The organism is Pseudomonas sp. PA27(2017) (assembly GCF_001945445.1).
In the GTDB taxonomy this organism is placed as follows: domain Bacteria; phylum Pseudomonadota; class Gammaproteobacteria; order Pseudomonadales; family Pseudomonadaceae; genus Aquipseudomonas.
Map to the genome: position 1 here is coordinate 114,570 of NZ_MSXW01000015.1, position 22,537 is coordinate 137,106.

Genomic DNA, 22,537 nt, shown 5'->3' on the forward strand with positions numbered 1-22,537 from the left:
AAGGTTAATTTCTTATTCATTCTAGGAATATGTAAAGAGTTTTTTCATATTTGCGGCGACTATGGCCGAATAGGAAAATGCTCGATTGCACGAATTTATTGATACAGGTCAAAGCCTTACTTCAAAGGTGCCATTTGAACACAACCCTTAGTGGCCAATTGGCCAGAACGCTTGCCGACAGCCAGCCAGGGTCTGATGAGCGTCAACGCGCCCGCGAGGGCGTGATCGATTACTTCGCCTGCCTGCTGCCCGTGCAGCTCGGTTTGCTGCGGGACTCGGGGCTGACCTCGGTTCGCAAGGTGTTTCCCGCAGCGCGCAGCACGGAGAATCATGCCCTGCAGCTGGGTTACATGAGCCACGCGCTGGATTTCGACGACTACCATGCGACGTTCCGCGGCCACCCGACCACGGTGGTGCTGTCGACGCTGCTGGCCGTGCTCGCGAATCATCCGCGCCTGACTTTCGAGAATTTTCTCGATGCTTATGTCGTCGGCGTCGAACTGGCCGGGCGCCTGGGCAAGGCCATCGGTACCCGCCATTACGCCGCCGGGCTGCACAGCACCGCGACGCTGGGCGTGATCGCGGCGACGGGCGCTGCCTGCCGGCTGCTGCGCCTGACGCCTGAGCAAAGCGAAACCGCCCTCGGCCTGGCTGCGACCCAGGCTTCGGGGCTGCGCGCCCAGTTCGGCTCCGCTGCCAAGGCCCTGCATGCCGGCCTGGCCGCGCGAGGTGCGATCAACAGCGTCGAGTTGGCCCAGGCCGGTTTTGCCGCGCAACGTCACGGCGTGCTGGAGGCATTTCTGGCCGCTCTGGGTTACGGCGTCGAACGCCCGGATGATCTGTTGGCCGGGTGGGGGGCACCCTGGCGGATCATTGCGCCAGGCCTGGAATTCAAGCGCTATCCCACCTGCGGTGGAACCCACAGTGCGGCGGAGGCCGCTTTCGTGCTGCGCGAGCGGCTGGGCGCCGACCTGCATGCTGTGCAGCATATCGAGGTGAGTTTCCCGCCGGGCGCCGACACCGCGCCCAACATCATCGCGCCTGTCAATGGCGTGCAGGCGCGTTTCAGCCTCGAATACGTGATCGCCGATGCGCTGCTCAACGGCGCCATCTCCCTTGAGCGTTACGGCGAAGAACCGGTCGATACCCAGATCGCCGCGCTGGCCGCACGGGTGAGGCGCGTACCGGATCCGCGTGCGCCGGCCGATGAACTCGATCCGGATCGGCGCTTTCACCGCGTCACGCTGTTCATGGCCGATGGCACGTCCCACAGCCACTGCGTGACCCGCATGGAAACCGCCGCCGCGCCCACCGACGTGCTGGCCAAGCTGCGCACTAATCTTCGATCCCTGCCCGAGGCGCGGCTGGCCGCGATCAGCGGGGATCTGCAACTCGCTGACGATGCCGCGCTGCATCGCCTGGCTTCACTCATTAGCTGTCAGTAAGGATTCGTTATGTCCGTGCAACCTACTTCACCCCGTCAACTGCGCCTCGGCCTGTTCGTGCAGGCGCTGGGGCACCACGTGGGCGGCTGGCGTGCCGAGGGCGCGAAAGGCTCGCCCACCGACATCGACTGGTTCACCTGGATCGCCAAGAAGGCCGAAGAGGGCAAGTTCGACATGTTCTTCGTCGGCGACGCCCTGGCCACCAGCGTGCACCGCCTGCCCTCGACCATGTCGCGCCTGGAACCGCTGACGCTGCTCTCGGCCCTGGCCGTGCAGACCAAACACATCGGCCTGGCCGCCACGGCGTCCACCACCTTCGACGAGCCATTCCACCTGGCACGCGCGCTGTGTTCGGTGGACCATATCAGCCGTGGCCGTGGCGCCTGGAACGTGGTCACCTCGTTTTCCCTCGACGCGGCGCGCAACTTCAGCCGTGAAGACCTGCCGTCCCACGCCGACCGCTATGAAATGGCCCGTGAGTTTCTCGATGTGGCCTTCAAACTGTGGGATGGCTGGGAAGAGGGCGCCATCGTCCGTGAAAAGGCTACCGGCCGTTACTCGGACGAAAACAAGATCCACGCGGCCAATCACAAGGGCAAGCACTTCCAGGTGCAGGGCCCGCTGAACATCGCCCGCTCGCCCCAGGGCCGCCCGGTGATCATCGAGGCGGGTTCGTCGCCTGCTGGTCAGCAGTTGGCCGCACAAACCGCCGAAGTGGTGTTCACCGCTGCATCGTCGCTGGAGGAGGGCCAGGCCTTTTACCAGAGCCAGAAGCAGTTCGTGCGCGACGCCGGTCGCCAGCCCGACCACCTGCTGATTCTGCCGGGAGTGATGCCCATCGTCGGTCGCACCCGTGAAGAGGCCCAGGCAGTCTGGAACCAGCTCAACGAACTGGTCGATATCGACAACGGCATCGAGCAGCTTTCGGCGCGTTTCGGCGTGGACATGACCGCCTATCCGCTCGACGGTCCGGTACCGGAAATCCCCGCTACCGAAGGCAGCCAGAGCCGCGTCAAGCTGCTTACCGAGCTGGCCGCCCGCGAGAACCTGACCCTGCGCCAACTGGCAGCAGTGGCTGCCGGCTCGCGCGGTCACCGCGTGGTGGTCGGCACGGCCGAGGATATCGCCGATGACTTCCAGCACTGGCTGGAGCAGGGCGGCGCCGATGGTTTCAACATCATGCCGGCCGTGCTGCCCGATCAGCTCGAGCTGTTCGTCGAGCTGGTGATTCCCGAACTGCAGCGTCGCGGCTTGTTCCGCACCGATTACCAATACAGCACGCTGCGGGAGAACCTCGGCCTGCCTAGCGTTGCTGAAAACTTTGCCGCCGTTGCCCCGCTGGCAACCGAGAAGGAATGACCCATGAAACGTTCTGCACTGACCGCTGCCGCCTTCGCGCTGTTGCCACTGACCGGCGCTTTCGCCGCCGACAAGGGCGTGCCCTTCAACGCCACCGCCAAGCCCGAGGCCGATGCCGCGCTGCATGACAGCCTGCCCGAAGCCATCAAGAAGCGTGGCAGCATCATCGCCGGCACCAACCCGAACACACCGCCGACCACCTTCTACCAGGCCGACAACAAGACCCTGGCCGGGCGCGAGATCGACATCATCAGCGCGGTTGCCGATCGCCTGGGCGTGAAGCTGGACCTGCGTGACACCGGCGGCTTCGACAACATCATTCCAGGTCTGAAATCCGGGCGTTACGACGCGGCGATCTCCAACATCGACGCCAATGCCAAGCGCCTGGAACAGGTCGATTTCGTCGGCTACTACAACGCCTCCAAGCTGGCACTGGTCGGCCGCGCGGATTCCGACAAAGGCCCGTTCAACAGCTTTGCCGAGCTGTGCGGCCAGACCGTCGGCGCCGGCGCCGGCACCTCCCAGGTTACGCGCCTGCAGCAGGCCAGCGAGGCGTGCGTGGCCGATGGCAAGCCGGCCATCAAGGTGCCTATCTTCCCGGATCGCCCAGCCGGCGTGCAGGCCGTGATCAGCGGCCGCGTGCCGATGTTCTTCGGTCCGTACGAAGGCCTGCGTTACCAGGCCAGCCAGGTGAAGGCGCTGAAACTGGCCGGTGAGATCACCATCGAGGACACCATCGTGTCCATCGCCCTGGCCAAGGACTCGCCGTTGGGCAAGCCGATCCAGGCAGCGCTCAACTCGCTGATCAAGGACGGCACCTACCAGCAGATCCTCGATAAGTGGGAAATCGGCTTCGGCGCCGTCGAATCCGCCGGCCTCAACGCAGAAAACCTCAAATGAGCCAACGGCCTGACGACGACATCGCCGGGCTGCGCATCGTCAAGCACCGTCACTGGGGGCGCTGGTTCAGCGCCCTGATCGTGCTGTTGCTGCTGTCGCTGGTGGCCACTTCGATGGTCAACAACCCGCGTTTCGAATGGGACGTGGTGGCGCAGAACCTGGCGGAAGAATCGATCCTCGCCGGCGTGCTGATGACCATCGAACTGACGGTCATCTCGGTGGTGTTCGGCTTTGCCGGCGGTACGCTGCTGGCCCTCATGCGGCTGTCTTCCAACCCGGTGCTGGTCAGCGTCAGCTGGGCCTACACCTGGTTCTTCCGCGCCGTGCCGATGCTGGTGCAGCTGTTTCTCTGGTACAACATCGCGGCGCTGTATCCGCAGCTGTCGCTGAGTCTGCCGCTGGTGGGCGAGGTGTGGAGCGCGGAAACCAACGAGATCATCAGCCCGTTCAGCGCCGCGGTGCTGGCCCTGGTGATTCACCAGTCCGCGTACGCGGCAGAAATCATTCGCGCCGGCATCCAGAGCGTCGGTCAGGGCCAGCTGGAAGCCGCCAAGGCGCTCGGCTACCGCCCCGGGCAGATCTTTCGTCAGACCGTGCTGCCCCAGGCCATGCGCACCATCCTGCCGCCGGCCGGCAACGAGGTGATCGGCCAGCTGAAAACCACCGCGGTGGTGTCGGTGATCGCTCTGCAGGACGTGCTCTATTCGGCGCAGATCATCTACCAGCGCACCTATGAGGTGATCCCGCTGCTGCTGGTCGCCACCCTGTGGTACCTGGTGATGACCTCGGTGCTGTCGGTGCTCCAGCATTACATCGAGGTGTGGTTCAGCCGCGGCAATGGCCCGGCGCGCGGAAGCTGGCTGCGCCGCAACAAAGGCACGCAGGAGTCCGAGTCATGAGCGAGTCCATCCGCCTGCGTGGCGTTCACAAGCAATTTTCCGGCAATACGGTGCTGCACGGCATCGACCTGGACATTGCCGCCGGCTCGGTGACGGTGATTCTCGGGCCGTCCGGCTCGGGCAAGTCGACCTTGCTGCGCTGCATCAACCACCTGGAAAAGCTCGACGGTGGCACCATCCACGTCGGCGACACGCTGATCGGTTATTGCCGCAAGGGCCAGGCGCTCTACGAACTGCCGGAGAAGGCCGTCGCCCGGCAGCGTCAGCGCATCGGCATGGTGTTCCAGCAGTTCAACCTGTTCCCGCACCGCACGGTGCTGCAGAATATCGCCGATGCACCGATCCGCATCCTCGGCCAGAAACGCGCCGAGGTGGAGGCGCGGGCCATGCAGTTGCTCGATCAGGTCGGCCTGGCGCACCGCGCCCAGGCCTGGCCGCGCGAGCTGTCCGGCGGCCAGCAGCAGCGCGTGGCGATCGCCCGGGCGCTGGCGATGCAGCCCGACGTGATGCTGTTCGACGAGCCGACCTCGGCGCTAGACCCCGAGCTGGTCGGCGAAGTGCTGCAGGTGATGAAGCAGTTGGCGCACTCGGGCATCACCATGGTGGTGGTCACCCATGAAATCGGCTTTGCCCGCGAGGTGGCGGACAACATCGTGTTCATGGACAACGGCAAAGTGGTGGAGGCGGGCGATGCCCGCGCCTTGCTGGACAGCCCTCAGCATCCAAGGCTGCGCGAGTTTCTGGCCAGCGTGCTGTGACGCGTCGCCTGGTGGTGAGCCTCTCGCTCACCACCAGGCGCATCGTCATCCCGCCCGGCCTGCGTGCACGGCTTGCAGGAATTCCGCCGCCAGGTGATGGGCCCAGGGCCTGGCGGTAAGCCCCGACAGGTAGGCGCAATGGCTGCCGCGCGAGGTGACGGCCAGCAGCGTTCTGGGCAAGCGCGCCATGGCGTGTACATGCTCGCGCACGTTATCCGCCACGCAGACGGGATCGTCCTCGGCATTGAGCACCAGCAGCGGCACACTGACGCGATCCATCAGCGCAACCGGGTTGCAGCCGTCCAGGTAGGCCTGCCAACTGTCGTAGCCAGCGCACTCGTACAGGTGCTGGTGAAATTCATCCAGGCTTTGCGCCCCCTCGAGCCGCGCCAGGCTGGGCCAGGTCGCCAGGGCTTCGCGGTTGCGCGTTACGAACTGGCGTACCAGCCTTCTCGCCATCACCCGGCTGTAGGGTGCTCGCGAGCGGGCGAACGCCACCTCGATGTCGTAACCCGGGCAATAGGCAAAGGCGCCGTGCAGCGGCGTGTCATCGCCTTGCTCGCCAAGGTAGCGCACCAATAGGCCGGTACCGGCCGAAATACCCGCGGCGTAAAGCGGGGAGTGGGGATGGCGCTCGCCGATCTGCCGCAATTGCTCGCGCAGGTCTTCGGTGTCGCCCATGGTGTTGAAGCGCGGGCTGGTCAGCGGCAACTCGCCGTGGCCGCGACGCTCGCACAGCACGATCCGCCAGCCGGTGAGGCGCTGCATGTCACGCACGAACACGCGCATGCTCTGCGGTGTACCGGTGATGGTGTGCAGCACTGCCAGGGTCGGCGTGTGGGCCGGCAAGTCGGCGCCCAGCCAATGCAATGCCGTGGTTCCACCATCGCTCATACGCAGCATCTCGACCTGGTCATAGACCAGGCGAGGGGACAGCGCTTCCTGGATGCCGGCGACGAAAATCTGCAGGTGTCCGTTGACGGCCCAGGGGGTGGCCCAGAAGCGCCGCGTCAGGCGTGGCAGCCTGGCGAGCAACTCGGCATTGTGTGCGTTGGCCTGATAGGTCAGCTGCGGTCGACGCGCGGCGGTGGCCAGGTAGTAAGCGGCGAAGCCGATCAGAAATACGCACAGCGCGACCATCGCGGTTGTCATTCAATGCCCCCATGAGCGTTCTCAGCCGGGCAATCTTACCGGCTGCGGCGCCGGATTGCCGCGTGGCCTGGGTGAATGAAGGCGGGTGAGGGCAGTTATTGCGCGCTATCTGTCCAACTGACGAGCCAGATCGAGCGCCCGGATGGGTCGGAATTAGTCGCCTGATGCTTTAAACTAGCCGGTTACCGTAAGAACCGTCATGGCCATAGCCATGAAGGGCTTCAAACCTTCAAATATGTGTGGTGAAGATGACCAAGCCTTTCATTTCGCTGTGCCCGGAAATCACTCGGGCACATGCGCTGAAGCTGATGGACTGGTTGGAAGATGATCGCGTTACCTGCTACCTGAGCGATTCACGAGATGTCTCCCGGTCCATCGAACACGCTATCGATCGGACGCAATTGCCGATCCTGACCCATCTGTTCGACCGCGACGGCCGCTTCTTCATGGCTTACGACCGGCACGACGAACCGGTGGGCTTCGTGCGTCTGATCAAGAATGGACCCGAGTGCGAGATCGTCCTGGCCATCGGCGACCGCGAAAAATGGGGCCGCAATCTCGGCACCCGCACCATCCGCGAAGGCATGAAGCTGGCGTTTCTCGACATGCGCGCCAGGAAGCTCATCGCCAAGATTCACCCGGACAACCAGCGCTCGCAGAACGCCTTTCTGCGCAGCGGCTTCGAACTCGAGAGCGAAACACCGACCCTGACCTCATGGGCCATGACGGCCGGGCGCTACCTGCAACTGCTGCGCGAAGATGCCTTCCGCGATGCCCCCGGGATCTACATCACCGAAATGGACAAGGCCAAGCTCGACAACCTGATCGCACTGGAGGAAGGCCCGGTCGTCCAACTCGAACACGAGCTCGAACGCGCCATTGTCGTCGAGCCGGACCAGGTGCCCAGCACCGTCGTCACCATGAACACCAGAGCCCTGGTGCAACTGGACGACGAAGAAATCGAAGTGGCCGTGGTTTACCCCGAAGACGCCAACAGCAGCGCCGGCAAGCATTCCGTGTGCTCCGACCTCGGCGCCGCCATCCTGGGTTATCAGGAAGGCGATGCTATCGACTGGCGCATCGCGGGCCGCACGCGGCAGATCGAAATCAGGAAGGTGCTTTATCAGCCGGAGGCGGCGGGGGATTTTCATCTTTAGTGGCCGAGGAAGCCTCCCCAAGAGCCTGTCCATAGTCTTGCCGTACAGGTTCGTGGGTTTGGCAACCAAGTGGGCGAAAGCGGGCGGTGTGCGCAGTACCTGTAGGCTTTCTTGTCTGCCTTGATGAAACGCTCGGGGCTAACGCGGATCGCCGCCAGGCCCCTCCTACAGAGGCGGCGCACGGTGACCGCTTCTGCTTTATGCGCACAAAGACCTTGAACAGGTTCTGAAGAGCCTCGCCCCAAGGGCAACTGATCGCGTTCGGCGAATCTGCCCCCAGTCACCGCACTTGTTGCTTGGGCTACTCAGGCCGCAGCGCTGGCCTGCCATCGTTATGGCCTATTGCACCGTCCCCAAAGACAGCAGTTTTCCTATTTTCCTGCTGGCTTCGAGCATCAGTTCGGTGAGCCTGAGTAAATCGAGATCCTTTTTGCGGTACTGCGGAATCGTAGCGGAGATCGAGCCACGAATCTTCCCATCGACGAAGAAGGGAGTGGCGCAGCCGAAGGCACCGATGACGCGCTCACCGTCGCCAGTAGCCCAGCCCCTTTCCCTGATCATTTTGAGGTCGGCATTGAGGGTTTCATAGGAGGTGATGGTGGCTTCCGTAATCTTCTTCAGCTCGATCGAGTCGATCGTGCCGGGGGCGCAATACGCCAAAACGGCTTTCCCGGACGCGCCTGCATAAAGAGGAACGTCAATTTGGGTTTGGAGCTTGTACTGGATGGGCCGCCACCCCTGAATTACATCCAGGTACCGGGCCTTGCGACTCGATTCGTCATAAGACAGAAACGCAATCGTCTCGCCAGTTTCTTGCACCAGATCAAGCAGAATCGAGCGGGCGAGATCCGCCAAGCCAGAAGGATGGCTACCCAGTTTGGCTGCCCACTTATAAAGCCTGGCGCCTGGGTAAAGGATGCCATCTTGCGCGACGACCACTCCGGCCTGAATAGCCGACTGTACGAGACGCTTGGCCGTGGCTCCATTGCAGAGCAATTGCTCATGAAGTTCGGCGTTGTTTTTCAAACCCTCAGGATGGACGCATGTGAGCAGTAGGAGCCTTTCAAGGCGATAGGCAGTGGATGTGGTGTCTTCGTCTGGCAACGCCGAGAAGGGCTTGAGACTGCCCGGCTCAAGGATCTCGATCTGCGCGTCCATCTCATCGATGGGCTGCGAGACGCAAGGAGCGGCATTCTCGTTTCTCTCCGGTTCTGATGCTCTAATCGAATGAGTGGAAACTGCAATCAGAAGCCCATTCGACAGTTGTCTGGTCGCGATAGATGTAGCACTGGGAAACTCCGATTCTGAAAGCAAACCCGCCGTATCCTGACGCTCGGTTCTCGTTGTTTCCCCTAAAAAACTGGGCGCGCAAGCATGTGTCAGCCCTACAGGTTCTTGCTCGAAAAAAGCGGTGAAATGGCGGCCTATATCACCGAATGAGAGGGGATAGATACGCCCCAGCTCAGGCCGGAACGAGAGCGTGGCAGCGGCTTCACCGCTCGCTGCCACGAAGTAACCGCGGCTGATTGGGCAGTACACCGAGATCAGGGCCGTGCTTCTAGTGGCATCGGCTAGCGAGTCGAGTGAACGTTTGCCCTCGCGCAGCAATACGCTCGAACCGCTCAATGCGTTGGTGAGGACCGTCATCCTAGGGCCTGCGTTGTACTTTCCTGCCCCGACTTCTACCGCAAGTCCTCGCTCGACGAGCGATACCAGAATTCGATTCACGGTACTTCGGCTTTCGTTCAATTCGGTAGCGAGCTCGCGAACCCCCCAGGGCTCAGCCGCTGATCGCTTGACGAGCGCGTCCAATACCTCGACGAGCCTGGTATGGCTGGAAGTAGAGCCCGTTGGCGTCATGGATGCCACAGCAGCTTGAGCGTCGTTCATCGCATTCGGATCGTCTATCGGGGCCTTCATTTTGGGCTCTAGCAGCAGGAAACCGCAAATCCGCCAGATGTTGACAAGCGTCGAATGGTTCTGGATGCTAGAAAAAAACAAGAGTAGGACGCTGTCCCATTATTTGAAATGGCGTCATACAATCCCGGAGTAGCGATGAACAATAACAATGCAATGACGGAACCGGTCGCCCAGGTGGAACAAACCAGAAAGGCCAAGAAAGCCACGCGAGCGGCGGTATTTGGCACTTTCGTCGAGTATTACGATTTCAGCGTTTATGGGTACGTGGCTGCCACTCTAGCCCTGGTGTTTTTCCCCTCGGATGACCCGACAACCGGGTTACTCAATACTTTTCTGGTCTTCGGATCAGCATTTTTGGTACGTCCCCTCGGTGCCGTGGCCTTCGGCTGGCTGGGTGACAAGGTCGGTAGGCGTACCAGTCTGATCGCGTGCATTACCCTGATGGGCGCAGCCGCTACCCTTATCGGATTACTTCCGGGGTATGCGCAGATCGGCGTCTGGGCACCAATCCTGCTCGTCGTACTACGAATGCTTCAGGGCTTCTCTGCGGGCGGAGAGATCGGTGGTGCGGCGAGCTACATTCGCGAGTGGGCTCCGCCATCTCGTCGAGCGTTGTACATCTCCTTCCTGCCTTCCATTGCGCAATTCGGTAAAGGGTTGGCCGCTGCAATAGCCGGGTTGGCAGCAGCGAATCTCACTGATCCGCAGATGCTTGAATGGGGCTGGCGTATCCCGTTCCTGCTGGCACTGCCCCTTGGTATCGTCGGTCTCTGGATGCGCTTGAGTATCGAGGACAGTCCTGAGTTCGAAGCCAAGAAAGAGGAAACTGCCAGTAAGCAAAGCGCTCCCTTCAGCGAGCTGATTCGTAAATATCCTCGTGCACTCTCCAAAGTTATTCTGATCTCGCTGGTTCAGAACACGGGTACTTACATCGGCACCGTTTTCATCGCTGCGTATTTCAGCTCAATACTCGGTTATTCGAAAAGCCAGGCTTCAACCATCGTTCTGATCGCAGTGATTCTGGCAGCGTTCCTGATTCCACTTGCGGGGCAACTTGGATCCTCTCGGGGCGGCAAGTCGATCTTGCGGATGTCTTATATCGCTTATGCCTTGCTGTCGATCCCGTCTTTTATGTTGATGCAGCAGGGCTCGATCAACCTTGCCGTCCTAGGACTTGCGGTTGGCATGATCCCCTATGCGCTCTGCCAGGCTGGCACCTATTCCGTAATGCCGGAGTTCTTTCCTACGCACATCCGTCATACGGGCGTGGCGTTCGGGCATAGCGTGGGCGCAGTTCTTGGTGGGGGCATTGGCCCGTATCTGGCAACTTGGTTGGTCGGCGCGACGGGCGATCAATCGGCGCCTGCCTACATTCTCTGCACCGCGGGTGTTATTGGCCTGATTGTTATATCAACAGTTCGCAAGAATGCCCCAGTACAAAACGATACCAACAGCCACCAATTTTCGTGAGTTGAAAGATGACCTTGATTTATGTGACCAGCCCAATTCATGAAGATGTGGTACGTGAACTTTCTAAAATTGGAAACGTTACGCTCGGCTACGGAGCCAACGCTGTTTCATATGCAGACATTCAGGAGCAAGTCGATGCGGTCTTCCTACGGGGAGGGCATATCACCGCCGAGATGATCGCAGCCTCTCCGAAGTTGCGCATCGTGGCACGCCATGGTGCCGGTTATGACAATGTGGACTACAAGGCCGCAGCGGCGTATGGGGTTTGGGTTACCAATACACCTGGTGCGAATCGGCGCAGTGTGGTCGAGCATGTCTTCGCGCTTCTTCTTGGGCTTTGCAGAAAGATTCAATTCGCCTCCGATCAGACGCGCAGTGGCGTGTGGGCTGAAGATCGTCTGTCGCTCACCGGCATCGAGCTGGAAGGTCGAACGATGGGGATAGTCGGCTTCGGCAGCATCGGCCAATACGTCGCTCCGATGGCGGAAGCGTTCGGCATGAAGGTGCTGCTGGCCGACCCGGCTTACGATTCCGGTTACGACAGCCGGATCGTCGATCTCGATACCTTACTGGCGAATTCAGACGTAGTCAGCCTTCACGTACCGCTTCTGCCGGGCACTCGAAATCTAATAGGTGCGGTTGAAATCGAGAAGATGAAAACCGGCGCCATTCTGATCAACACCAGCCGAGGAGGGGTAGTTGACGAGACGGCTCTCGCCGAAGCACTGACTCGTGGAAAGCTTGCAGGTGCGGGTGTCGATGTTCTGGATGCCGAGAACATCGACATGATCTCGCCGTTCAAACACAGCAAGTTTCCCGTTGCCGAGTTGCCGAACTTAATCGTGACGCCCCACGTTGCGGGGCAGACAAATGAGTCTCTTCTGCGGGTGGGTATGAGTGCTGTGGATGCCATTTCCGCCGTTCTCAAAGGCGAGTCGCCTGCGCACCCGGTCAATGAGCCAATAGCCAAGAAATTCAGCTAAGCATTACGAATTCACACTGAGGTCAATATGTTCATTAATGTCTCTGATGAAAGCATCGATGTAAGTGAGGGTTGGGAACGTGCCGACCTTGGCTTGATCGAGGAGATTTCCCATTATCCAATCGCTCTGATCGGTGACGTTCTTCAACGCATGGGAATGATGGCTTCAGCGATTCATCATGTCGCAGGCAAGCCCTCCTTCTTTGGAACCATTATGCCGTTGCTGACGAGGGAGGGGGACAACCTTGCCATTCACCGTGCCTTGGATGATGCACAGCCGGGTGACGTACTTGTCGTCAACGCGAATGGTGAAACCAATCGTGCTGTCTTCGGCGATCTGTTAGGCGAGATTTGTCTGCTCAAGAAGGTTGCTGCTGTGGTGATTGACGGCGCCGTCAGAGACATCGAGGAGCTGGATGTGATGGGATTGCCCACATACGCTCGCGCTGTAAATCCAGCTGGCCCGTCGAAATATGGCCCAGGCCAGGTTGGTGCCCCAGTAGCTTGCGGCAACGTCGTGTGCAATCCAGGCGATGCAATTCTTGGTGATCGAGATGGCGTCATAGTTATCAGTCGCCACATCCTTCCAACGTTGGCGGAAAGGCTCAAGACGCAAAATGACTTTGAGGTTTCTTTTCGTGAGCGCGTTCGTGCGTCCGTCGGCAATCGTTGATCGCGACAAAACCGGTTCGAGTGGGCGTGCGAATGCCTGCCTAATAACGTATCGAGGCACTTGGCCAAGCTTCCGAGGCTGTCGGGTGTTACGAGAAAGCATTGAGGCTGAACCCGAAGATTGAGGGTTAGGGGAACGCTTGATGCTTTGCTGAATCCGCAAAGTTTCTGCCTGATCGGGCGAGTGATGATCCAGCGACCTTTGAGATCTTTAGCCCCAGCGGTTAGCAGAGCAGTTGAGGTACGACCAGTCTGATCGTGCCATGCGATGCTAACCGGCGATTAATGAAACAGCAGTGAGAAGAGAGCATGAGTTAGGGAGTGAGGATGAGCATTCAGATGCTGCTATAGATCGTGGTAGGCAATTTAACATAATATACATTATGCGAAGTTATGGCTGAGCGATGCCAGCCATTCTCCCTGCCATTTTCTCGTAATCATCCGCTGCAAAACCCTCTAAGCAATCAGCCCCAGCGTCAACCCCTTCAACGTGGCTGCCGCCCGCGTCGAACACTCCAATTTGCGAAAGATGCTCTCCATATGCGTGCGCACGGTGCTCGGGCTGATCGACAGGTTGCGCGCCACTTCCTTGTTGCTGGCTCCACGGCTGATTTCGGTGAGAATGTCGCATTCACGTGCGGTTAGCAGCGCGCTTCTGGTGGATTGCGACAGCCGTCGTTTGCCTTGGGCGGCTGCAATCACGGCTTCGCAGATATCGCTGTCGAAGATGTCGCGGCTGGCGTCCTGCCTCAGTTCGCGTTGTGCCTGAGACATATCGCGGGCCGTTCGCCAGGGCCTGGTGCTGCGCAATGCGACCCAGGCAACCGAAGCTGCAAGCAAACGGTATTCGGTGCACAACGAATCAGCTGACGAGCCACGGAAGTAGCCGCTGCCGTCCAGGCGTTCGTAGGCATGGGCGGCGATTTCTCCAGGGCGGGCCAGTTCGGCGATGGGTTTGCAGGCCTTTTGCGTCCAGTACGGCGCCAGGTGAACACGTTCCAGGGCGCCGTATGGCAAAGCTGCCGGGTTGTTCCAGACCTGGTTGGAGACAGCGGCGCGCCCCAGGCCATGTAGTAGCGCGGCCTTGCCGACGTCGATCAGCGCGTGTTCCGGTAGGCCCCATAGTCGTCCCGCCTCGATGGCCATGTCCGCGACCTGCCGAGAATGGCCCGCCAACCAGGGCAACTTGAGATCGATCACGTCACCGACCAGACTCAGGGGCACCTGGCTTTCGGCTTGCGCCGCGCTCTGCGGTGGTTCGTAGCCATGCAATTGATCGAGCCAGTCGCTGGCATGGCGTTGCAGCAGTCGGGCAAGCGCTGCGGGATAGCGCCTGTCACCCTGCCCGCCAATCCACTCCAGCGCCGCTTTCAGGCCGTGACTGCGGCTGAGAATCTCCAGGTCGCCGGCCAGTACCACGTGGTAGACCGCATCGGGAATTTGCCCGTGCTTCAGCCCGGCAGGTCGGCCGGAACCGTCATAAGTTTCGAATATCCGGTACAACGTTGCCTCGACGTCCGTGCCAAGCCCCAACGTGCTTGCTACCTGCTCCGACACCTCGCAGTGCACGACGGCGAGCGAGCCGGCTTCGTGTACTGCACGCATGGGCGCAGCGCCGAGGGTTTGATCGAGCATCGCGCGGCGGCCGTCTACGTCGTCCCCCAGCAGATGGCTGAAACCCTCGGCGTTGGCCGTGCAACCGGACCAACGCAGCAAGGCCGCGTGCTCGGCGATGTCTAGATGACCGCCCTCGCCCAGGCTCGCTTGCGCCAATTGCCGCGCCAACCTGGCAACGCGCATCGAATGGCCCAGTGGCTGGCCCATGCTCAGGTCACCTACCTGGGAAATGGCCGCCAACGCGGCGCCGGTGGAGACGACAAGGTGCGAAGCGTCATTCACGGCAGAAAGTCTCCAGGTCGGATAAATGACCGATACCGGCCATGTGGCGCGCTCAGCAGAATTGGAGCCTCACCCACGCAGGAGTTTACCCAATGAAAACCTTCGGATCGCAAATCGCTGCACTCGCGCTCGCACTGGGCACTACCTTCACCGTTGCCGCCAGCCAGGCGGCCGATGCTTCGCCCTCGGTGGTGATCGTCCACGGCGCGTTCGCCGATGGCTCCGACTGGGCCAAGGTGGTGCCATTGCTGCAGGCGAAAGGCGTGACCGTTACCGTGGTGCAGAACCCCCTTACCTCGCTGGCCGATGACGTCGGGGCCACCAAAAGAGTGCTCAACAACCAGACCGGCAAGGTGGTGCTGGTCGGCCATTCCTGGGGCGGCACGGTGATCAGCGAAGTCGGTGACGATAACAAGGTCGGCGCGCTGGTGTATGTTGCGGCCTTTGCGCCGGATGCCGGCCAGACCAGTGGCGAACAAGGAAAAGGTGCGCCGACGCCTCCCGGTATCAGCCAATTGAAGACCGATGGCAATGGCTTCATCTACTTGACGCCCCAAGGCATGGCCACCGACTTCGCCCAGGACCTACCTGCTGCCCAGACAGCGGTGATGACCGCGACCCAAGGGCCGATCAAGGCATCGGCCTTCGAGGACAAGACCAGTGTCGCGGCCTGGAAGACCAAGCCGTCCTGGTATCTGCTGGCCACTCAGGATCGGATGATTCACCCGGACGTTCAGCGCTCTTCCGCCAAGCGCATCGGCGCAACGCTGGGCGAAGTGAACAGCAGCCATGTGCCGCAGCAGTCGCGGCCGGCCGAGGTCGCCAAGGTGATTCTCGAGGCGGTGCATGCGGTTGCCGGCGATGATCGAGATAGGTAAACCCGCACCGATGCCGTCATCACCATGACGGCATCAGCCTTTCACGCTACAGGATCAGGCTACCAATGACCGCCAGGGTGAAGGCGATGCCACCGAGCAGGGTTTCCATCACGGTCCAGGTCTTGAGAGTGGTCTTCTCGTCCATTTCCAGGAAGCGGCTGACCAGCCAGAACCCCGAGTCGTTGACGTGAGACAGCACGGTAGCGCCACCGGCGATGGCAACTACGATGAAGCACAGGTCGAACTCGCTGAGCCCGGGCGTGGCGGCAACCATCGGTGCCACCAGGGCGGCTGTGGTGGTCAGTGCGACGGTGGCCGAGCCCTGGGCCACGCGCAGCGCCGCAGAGATCACGAAGGCAGCGAGGATGACCGGCATGCCGGTGTCCGACAGGGTGCCAGCCAGCGCGTCACCGATACCGCTGGTGCGCAGTACGCCACCGAACATGCCCCCTGCCCCTGTCACCAGAATGATCGAGCAGATCGGGCCGAGCGCCCCTTCGCAGACCGTTTCCAGGTGCTTGCGGCTATGTCGGCCGCTGAAGGCGATCAGCGCGAACAGCACGGTAATCAGCAGTGCTACCGGGGTTTTGCCGAGCATGCGCAGGAATTGCACCCAGCTGCTGCCGCCATCCACTGCGCCAATGACGGTCAGGGTATTGAGGCCGGTATCCAGGAAGATCAACACCAGCGGCATCAACAGAATGGTCAGCACCAGCGAGAACGCCGGTGGCGTCACGCTGTTGTCACGCGGCACATCGGTCAGAAAGCTGGCCGGCAGTTTCAGGTCGTAGCGCTTGCCGGCCCACAGCCCGAACAGATAGCCGCCGAAATACCAGGTTGGCAGCGCGATGACGGTGCCGACGATGACCAGCAGACCAATGTTGGCACCGAGCAGCTCAGCCGCGGCGACCGGGCCGGGATGTGGCGGCACCAGCGCGTGCATGGCGGCGAAGGCACCGGCGGCTGGCAAGGCGTACTTGAGAGTGGAGCCACCGAAACGCTTGGCCACGCTGAAGATGATCGGCAACATCACGATCAGGCCGGCATCGAAGAAGATCGGAAAGCCGAACAACAGCGAAGCCACTCCCAGGGCGAACGGCGCCCGATGCTCCCCGAACTTGTTGATCAGCGTGTCGGCCAGCACCTGGGCACCGCCGGTAATCTCCAATAGCCGGCCGATCATCGCGCCGAGGCCGACCAGCAAGGCCACCGCCGCGAGCGTGGTGCCGAAGCCGCCGAGTAGCGTCGGTACGATCTTGTCGAAGGGAATCTGCGTTGCCAGTGCGGTGAAAATGCTCACCAGCACCAGTGCCAGAAAGGCATGCAGGCGGAAGCGGATGATCATCAGCAATAGCAGCAGGACGGCGCCGGCGGCGATGGACAGTAGCGGTCCCGCGCCAAGGGTGGTGGTCACCTCATTCATGGTGAGCGCCCTCCTCTATGCTTGCAGCATGGGATGAACAGTACGGTGCAGCCTGATGCTTGATATTCATGTCGCCTCCACTTGTCTTTGTTATGGGAGATGCATGGGGTCGTTACGGTCAGCGGTCGTCGTTGGAAGTCCGCCACCAGTCAGCGGCCTTGCGGCCAAGGGTATCGATGGGTTGCGTGGCATCCAGCACCAACGTCGAAGGCTCGCCGTGAGGCGGTTCCAGAGTGGCGAACTGGCTGTCGATCAGGCTGGCGGGCATGAAGTGCCCCGGGCGATTGCCGACACGCTGCGCGGCCTCCTCACGGGACAGTTCGAGAAACACGAAGCCCAGGCCGGGCACGGCTTCGCGCAGTCGGTCGCGGTACTTGCGCTTGAGCGACGAGCAGGTCAACACGGGATGCGGGTGGGTCTCGAGCGCGCTGACCAGTTCCCGGCCCAGGCGGCTCAGCCAGTCGGCACGGTCATCGTCGTCGAGGGGAATGCCGGCGCTCATCTTTTCGATGTTGGCAGGCGGGTGAAATTGGTCACCTTCGATCAGGTAACCACCGACATGGTTGGCGATCGATTCGCCGACGCAGCTCTTGCCGCATCCGGATACGCCCATGACGACTACTGCGGTTATCGGTTTACTCATCGTGCAACTCCAGCAGAAGACAGCGCTATCTTTGGCGAGTGAAACGATACGCGAGACAGCGGCTTCAGATGTTGTAGCTGTTATTCGCCGGTTCCTGCTGCTCAGAAGTGGCAAGCGCATTGCGCTCAATTGCCAAGCCCCCGAGACAGCGCTACCTTAACCAGCAATTCTGGCCGCTGACAACCCCTGCCGATGAAATCCCCGACGCACAACAACTCCCGCACCCTTGGTATGCCGACCCTGGCACAGGTCGCTGAACGCGCCGGCGTATCGACCATCACGGCCTCGCGGGCGCTGCGCGGCGTGGCCACGGTGGGCGCCGATCTCGCCGAGCGGGTGCGCAAGGCCGCCGATGAATTGGGTTACGTGGCAAACCCGGCGGCACGAACCCTGGCATCGGCGCGCAGTACCTCGGTCGTGGTGCTGATTCCCTCGCTCTCCAACCAGCTGTTCATCGAACCGCTGGATGCCATTCACGAAGTGATGCGGCCACGCGGTATCGAGGTGCTGATTGGTGATTACCACTACTGCCGGGACGAGGAAGAACGGCTGGTGCGCAACTACCTGCCATATCGGCCGATGGGCATGCTGCTGACCGGTTTCGACCGCACCGAGGGCACCCGGCACCTGCTCAGCGCCAGCCGTATTCCCTGCGTGCACATGATGGAATTGAGCGATGCGCCGGGTATCGCCAGCGTCGGCTTTTCCCAGCAGGCGGCCGGTGAAGCCGCGGCCAGGCATCTGCTGCAGCAAGGTCGCAAGCGGCTCGCCTATGTGGCGGCCCAGCTGGACCCGCGGGTGATGCAACGCGGCGAAGGGTTTCGCCGCGCCTTGCAGGCCGCCGGCGTCTACGACCCGGCCCTGGAGCTGTTGCATCCCCTGCCCTCGTCCATCGGCCTGGGCTGCCAGCTGTTTCACGATTTGATGCAGCGTCATCCGGATGTCGACGGCATCTTCTTCTGCAACGACGACCTGGCCCAGGGCGCGCTGTTCGAAGCACAGCGCTGCGAGATGGCGGTGCCGGGGCGCGTGGCGATGGTCGGCTTCAACGACCTGCCGGCTTCGGCGCACACCGTGCCGCGGCTGTCGTCGATCCATACGCCGCGCACCGAGGTCGGCCGCGAAGCCGCCAACCTGCTGCTGAAAATGCTCGATGGCCGCCCTGCAACGCCTAACATCGACCTGGGTTTCGAGCTGCGGGTGCGTGAGAGCAGCTAGGCGCGCGGTCATCAAATCGCAAGGGATGGCCGCCATGATCGGTACCCGACACAAGGATGTGTTACCCCAGAAAGAAGCCCGGTCAGTGCCGGGCTTCTTTCGTTCAGGGGCGGATCATTCCAGCGTCAGGGCGACGCGTCCACGATCGGGGCAGGCTTCCATATGGCGGTGCGCGTCGGCGAACTCCTCGAAGGCGAAGGTCCGGTCGATTCGCGGCTTGAGCAGGCCATCGGCGGTGAGCATGTTGATGTGATCCAGCGCGCGCTGTACGGCGGCGTGATCCTGCTCGATGCCCAGCTCCGAGTGCCCGGTGAAGTCCAGCACGCAGTGACGGAAGAACTGCAGGTGCTTCTTGAACGCCGCGCAGGCCGGAAACGCGGTGTCGTTGCCACCGTTGAGGCCGTAGAGAATCAGCTTGCCGCGGGTAGCGGCCACGTCACCGAGCAACTTCAGCTGCTGGCCGGCGCAATGGTCGAGAATCACCTCGGCGCCCTTGCCCTCGGTGTATCGCTCGACCTCGAGCACCAGATCCTGTTCTTCGGTGAAGATGATCTTGTCGGCGCCCAGCTCGCGCAGGAATTCACGGCTGCCCGGCACGCTGGTCGACACGATGACCTTGGCACCCAGCGCCTTGGCCAGTTGCACCGACTGTGGCGCCAGGCAATGGCAGGCCTCGGTGATCAGCACGTGCTGGCCAGCCTTGAGCTTGGCCAGGTCTACCATCGCGAAATAGGCGAACAGCAGGCCAGTGTAATGGATGCTGGCTTCGGTCGGGCTGAGCACGTCCGGGTAGCGGGTCAGCGCATAGCGCGGCACCACCACCACATCGCCCCAGGTCGGATAACGGTTGGGCGTGTTGGCCGGGAACGCGGCAACCGGCGTACCGACCGGGAGGTCGTCAACGCCCTCGCCCACGGCTTCTACGATACCGGCCAGCTCGGAGCCGACACCGGAGGGTAATTTGGCTTCTTCAGAGGCCAGGTTCTGGCGCCACAGCACATCGCCCCAGCTGACGCCAAGCGCCTGGACACGTACCAGCACCTCCCCGGCGTTCGGAGTGGGTGTCGGCATTTCTTCGCACTGCAATACGCTGGCGTCGCCGAACTTGTGGAAACGGATCATGCGGGACATCGTCAACCTCAACTGATCGCGGATTGGGTCATTCACTGGACTCGACTTTATCTGCACACCTGGGTGCACACCACCCGACACGACTAATAGTCGTCATGCCTGGCAGTGATATAGGCCGGCGGAACGTGTGGATATGCCAATCTTACCGGTGTCTTTCCCAATGCGCTCAAGTGCTCGTACTATTGGCGCACAAGGCTCTCACTAGCGTCCCGCTCTGGCAAGCCCGCACATTTGGAACCCGGATGAACCGCAACGACCTGCGACGTCTCGATCTCAACCTGCTGATCGTGTTCGAAACGCTGATGCACGAGCGCAGCGTGACCCGTGCGGCAGAGAAACTGTTTCTTGGCCAGCCGGCGATCAGCGCGGCGTTGTCGCGCCTGCGCAACCTGTTCGATGACCCGCTGTTCGTGCGTACCGGGCGCAGCATGGAGCCCACCGCGCGCGCGCAGGAAATCTTCGCCCTGCTCTCGCCAGCGCTGGACTCGATCTCCACCGCGGTCAGCCGCGCTTCCGAGTTCGACCCGGCCACCAGCACCGCGGTGTTCCGGGTCGGCCTGTCGGACGATGTCGAGTTTGCCCTGCTTCCCGCGCTGCTGCGGCGCCTGCGCTCCGAAGCGCCCAATGTGGTGCTGGTGGTGCGCCGCGCCAACTACCTGCTGATGCCCAACCTGCTCGCTTCCGGGGAAATCTCCGTAGGCGTCAGTTACACCGAGGAACTGCCGGCCAACGCCAAGCGCAAGACCCTGCGCCGCAGCAAACCGAAGCTGCTGCGCGCCGATGCGATCCCCGGCAAGCTCAGCCTCGACGAATACTGCGCTCGCCCCCACGCCATGGTGTCGTTCGCCGGCGACCTCAATGGCTTCATCGATGACCAGTTGGCGCGTTTCGACCGCACCCGCAAAGTGGTGCTCGCCGTGCCGCAGTTCAACGGCCTGGGCACCTTGCTGTCCGGCACCGACCTGATCGCCGTGGTGCCCGACTACACCGCTGCCACGCTTACCGCCGCCGGCGGCCTGCGCGCCGAAGACCTGCCGTTCGAGAGCAACAGCTTCGAGATGTCCATGGCCTGGCGCGGCGCTCAGGACAACGACCCGGCCGAGCGCTGGCTGCGCTCGCGCATCCAGATGTTCTTCGGTGATCCGGACAGCTTGGAATAGCCCTTACGCCTGCCGACAGGTCTAGATTAAATAGATAGGTAGCTCTCTATTTATATTCCAACGGGTAATATCATCATTCTCGATGATATCTATCTTCGTGGCGTTCGATTCGTTCCCGGATGTTGCAGCGACCAGACTCCGCCTCCATCACTTCCCTCTCCTCTTGGCGGATCGAAATCATGGAACAGTCCAACCCAAGGCTCTGGCAATTCCCCCTGGCCCTAACCGCAGCGCTCGTACTGGCCGCCTGTGGCAAGAGCCAGGAAACCGCACAGCAGATGCCTACCCCCAAGGTCAGCGTGGCCGAAGTCATCGAACAGCCCCTCAACGAGTGGGACGAGTTCACCGGCCGCCTCGAGGCGCCGGAATCAGTGCAGATACGCCCGCGGGTGTCCGGCTTCATCGACAAGGTGAGCTTCACCGAAGGCGCACTGGTGAAGAAAGGCGACCTGCTGTTCCAGATCGACCCGCGCCCGTTCCAGGCCGAAGTCAAACGCCTCGAGGCCCAGTTGCAACAAGCCCGCTCCAATCAGGTACGGGCCAGCAGCGAAGCCCAGCGTGGTGAACGCCTGCGTGAAGGCAATGCGATCTCCACCGAGCTGGCCGATGCCCGTAAAAGCGCGGCACAGGAAGCCCAGGCCGCCGTGGCCGGCATCCAGGCCGAACTCGACAACGCCCGCCTGAACCTCAGCTTCACCCGCGTCATCGCGCCCATCGATGGCCGCGTCAGCCGTGCCGAAGTGACCGCCGGCAACCTGGTGACCGCTAGCGAATCGCTGCTCACCTCGCTGGTGTCCACCGACAAGGTGTACGCCTACTTCGACGCCGACGAGCGCGCCTTCCTCAAGTACACCGAGCTGGCTCGCAAGGCCGGCCATGACAGCCGTAGCAAGAGCCCGGTGTACCTGGGCCTGTCCAACGAGGCCGGCAACCCGCATCTGGGCCAGCTGGACTTCCTCGACAACCAGGTCAACCCGCGCACCGGAACAATCCGCGGCCGCGCCGTGTTCGACAACCGTGACGGCACCTTCACCCCGGGCCTGTATGCGCGCCTGAAGCTGGTGGGCAGCGACACCTACGACGCCATGCTGATCCAGGACGTCGCCGTCGGTACCGACCTGGGCAAGAAGTTCGTGCTGGTGCTCGCTGACAACAACACCGTGGCCTATCGCTCCGTGGAGCTGGGGCCCAAGCTCGAGGGGCTGCGCATTGTCCGCAGTGGTCTGGCCAAGGGCGACCGCGTGGTGGTCAACGGCCTGCAGCGCGCGATACCGGGTAGCACCGTGGACCCGCAGAGCGTGCCGATGGCCGACGAGAAAACCCTGGCGACGCTGGAAAAGCAGCGCAAGGCCGTAGCCTCGGCGCGCAATGACGAACCCCTGAAGGTCAGCCTCAAGTAACACCGGGCCTCGCCCTCTCCCATTTCCTACCCGAGAACCTGCTCGCGCCGCCCATGGCGTGGGCAGGCTGG

Annotated in this window: 19 protein-coding genes; 13 read left to right on the forward strand and 6 right to left on the reverse strand. The window is 61.8% G+C overall.

The window, feature by feature from the left end; translation table 11 throughout:
• Positions 1 to 134 precede the first annotated feature (134 nt).
• From BVH06_RS07885 to BVH06_RS07905, 5 genes are read left to right on the forward strand one after another with little or no spacing between them, the layout of a single operon-like run.
• On the forward strand, positions 135 to 1,445 hold the full coding sequence (locus BVH06_RS07885) for an MmgE/PrpD family protein (protein ID WP_075933705.1): 1,311 nt from the start codon (positions 135 to 137) through the stop codon (positions 1,443 to 1,445).
• 9 nt (positions 1,446 to 1,454) lie between these two features.
• Complete coding sequence (locus tag BVH06_RS07890; protein ID WP_075933706.1) at positions 1,455 to 2,804, forward strand: LLM class flavin-dependent oxidoreductase; 1,350 nt, start codon at positions 1,455 to 1,457, stop codon at positions 2,802 to 2,804.
• Positions 2,805 to 2,807: 3 nt separating this feature from the next.
• Positions 2,808 to 3,704 carry an ABC transporter substrate-binding protein gene (locus BVH06_RS07895; RefSeq protein ID WP_075930245.1) on the forward strand — a complete coding sequence of 299 codons (897 nt, stop codon included), beginning with the start codon at positions 2,808 to 2,810 and terminating at the stop codon, positions 3,702 to 3,704.
• Positions 3,701 to 4,603: an amino acid ABC transporter permease gene (locus BVH06_RS07900; protein WP_075933707.1), complete on the forward strand. Its 903-nt coding sequence runs from the start codon at positions 3,701 to 3,703 to the stop codon at positions 4,601 to 4,603. The genes BVH06_RS07895 and BVH06_RS07900 overlap by 4 nt, the downstream gene beginning before the upstream one ends.
• Entirely contained in the window at positions 4,600 to 5,361 is a 762-nt protein-coding gene (locus BVH06_RS07905; RefSeq protein WP_075930247.1) for an amino acid ABC transporter ATP-binding protein, read from the forward strand. The genes BVH06_RS07900 and BVH06_RS07905 overlap by 4 nt, the downstream gene beginning before the upstream one ends.
• Before the next feature lie 45 nt (positions 5,362 to 5,406).
• Here BVH06_RS07905 and BVH06_RS07910 read toward each other — a convergent pair whose 3' ends face one another.
• The gene (locus tag BVH06_RS07910; protein ID WP_083651933.1) at positions 5,407 to 6,513 is read right to left on the reverse strand and encodes a YheT family hydrolase; all 1,107 of its coding nucleotides are present in this window, start codon (positions 6,511 to 6,513) and stop codon (positions 5,407 to 5,409) included.
• Between the two features lie 248 nt (positions 6,514 to 6,761).
• Here BVH06_RS07910 and BVH06_RS07915 point away from each other — a divergent pair, with 248 nt between their 5' ends.
• Entirely contained in the window at positions 6,762 to 7,670 is a 909-nt protein-coding gene (locus BVH06_RS07915; RefSeq protein WP_075933708.1) for a bifunctional GNAT family N-acetyltransferase/nucleoside diphosphate kinase regulator, read from the forward strand.
• A 339-nt stretch (positions 7,671 to 8,009) separates the two neighbouring features.
• On the opposite strand, the gene BVH06_RS07920 is transcribed toward BVH06_RS07915, so the two are convergent.
• Positions 8,010 to 9,590: an IclR family transcriptional regulator C-terminal domain-containing protein gene (locus BVH06_RS07920; protein ID WP_075933709.1), complete on the reverse strand. Its 1,581-nt coding sequence runs from the start codon at positions 9,588 to 9,590 to the stop codon at positions 8,010 to 8,012.
• A gap of 135 nt (positions 9,591 to 9,725) precedes the next feature.
• On the opposite strand from BVH06_RS07920, the gene BVH06_RS07925 reads away from it, so the two are divergent.
• The 3 genes from BVH06_RS07925 to BVH06_RS07935 are packed head-to-tail and all read left to right on the forward strand — an operon-like array spanning position 9,726 to position 12,715.
• Entirely contained in the window at positions 9,726 to 11,060 is a 1,335-nt protein-coding gene (locus BVH06_RS07925) for an MFS transporter (RefSeq protein ID WP_075930251.1), read from the forward strand.
• Positions 11,061 to 11,068: 8 nt separating this feature from the next.
• Entirely contained in the window at positions 11,069 to 12,043 is a 975-nt protein-coding gene (locus tag BVH06_RS07930) for a hydroxyacid dehydrogenase (RefSeq protein WP_075933710.1), read from the forward strand.
• A gap of 27 nt (positions 12,044 to 12,070) precedes the next feature.
• Positions 12,071 to 12,715 carry an RraA family protein gene (locus tag BVH06_RS07935; protein WP_075930253.1) on the forward strand — a complete coding sequence of 215 codons (645 nt, stop codon included), beginning with the start codon at positions 12,071 to 12,073 and terminating at the stop codon, positions 12,713 to 12,715.
• 455 nt (positions 12,716 to 13,170) lie between these two features.
• Here the strand turns inward: BVH06_RS07935 and BVH06_RS07940 are convergent, their stop codons facing one another.
• Positions 13,171 to 14,613 carry an HD domain-containing phosphohydrolase gene (locus BVH06_RS07940; protein WP_075933711.1) on the reverse strand — a complete coding sequence of 481 codons (1,443 nt, stop codon included), beginning with the start codon at positions 14,611 to 14,613 and terminating at the stop codon, positions 13,171 to 13,173.
• 92 nt (positions 14,614 to 14,705) lie between these two features.
• Here BVH06_RS07940 and BVH06_RS07945 point away from each other — a divergent pair, with 92 nt between their 5' ends.
• Entirely contained in the window at positions 14,706 to 15,491 is a 786-nt protein-coding gene (locus BVH06_RS07945) for an alpha/beta hydrolase (protein ID WP_075933712.1), read from the forward strand.
• Positions 15,492 to 15,537: 46 nt separating this feature from the next.
• Here the strand turns inward: BVH06_RS07945 and BVH06_RS07950 are convergent, their stop codons facing one another.
• Positions 15,538 to 16,914: a GntP family permease gene (locus tag BVH06_RS07950; RefSeq protein ID WP_075930276.1), complete on the reverse strand. Its 1,377-nt coding sequence runs from the start codon at positions 16,912 to 16,914 to the stop codon at positions 15,538 to 15,540.
• A 118-nt stretch (positions 16,915 to 17,032) separates the two neighbouring features.
• Positions 17,033 to 17,527: a gluconokinase gene (locus BVH06_RS07955; RefSeq protein WP_177344612.1), complete on the reverse strand. Its 495-nt coding sequence runs from the start codon at positions 17,525 to 17,527 to the stop codon at positions 17,033 to 17,035.
• A gap of 222 nt (positions 17,528 to 17,749) precedes the next feature.
• On the opposite strand from BVH06_RS07955, the gene BVH06_RS07960 reads away from it, so the two are divergent.
• The gene (locus BVH06_RS07960; protein WP_075933713.1) at positions 17,750 to 18,775 is read left to right on the forward strand and encodes a LacI family DNA-binding transcriptional regulator; all 1,026 of its coding nucleotides are present in this window, start codon (positions 17,750 to 17,752) and stop codon (positions 18,773 to 18,775) included.
• A gap of 114 nt (positions 18,776 to 18,889) precedes the next feature.
• On the opposite strand, the gene BVH06_RS07965 is transcribed toward BVH06_RS07960, so the two are convergent.
• Positions 18,890 to 19,906: a zinc-dependent alcohol dehydrogenase family protein gene (locus tag BVH06_RS07965; protein WP_075930279.1), complete on the reverse strand. Its 1,017-nt coding sequence runs from the start codon at positions 19,904 to 19,906 to the stop codon at positions 18,890 to 18,892.
• 242 nt (positions 19,907 to 20,148) lie between these two features.
• Between BVH06_RS07965 and BVH06_RS07970 the strand changes: the two genes are divergently transcribed.
• The gene (locus BVH06_RS07970) at positions 20,149 to 21,066 is read left to right on the forward strand and encodes a LysR family transcriptional regulator (protein WP_075930280.1); all 918 of its coding nucleotides are present in this window, start codon (positions 20,149 to 20,151) and stop codon (positions 21,064 to 21,066) included.
• A 179-nt stretch (positions 21,067 to 21,245) separates the two neighbouring features.
• Positions 21,246 to 22,466, forward strand: a complete 1,221-nt coding sequence (gene mexE, locus BVH06_RS07975) for a multidrug efflux RND transporter periplasmic adaptor subunit MexE (RefSeq protein WP_075930281.1) — start codon at positions 21,246 to 21,248, stop codon at positions 22,464 to 22,466.
• Positions 22,467 to 22,537: the final 71 nt, after the last annotated feature.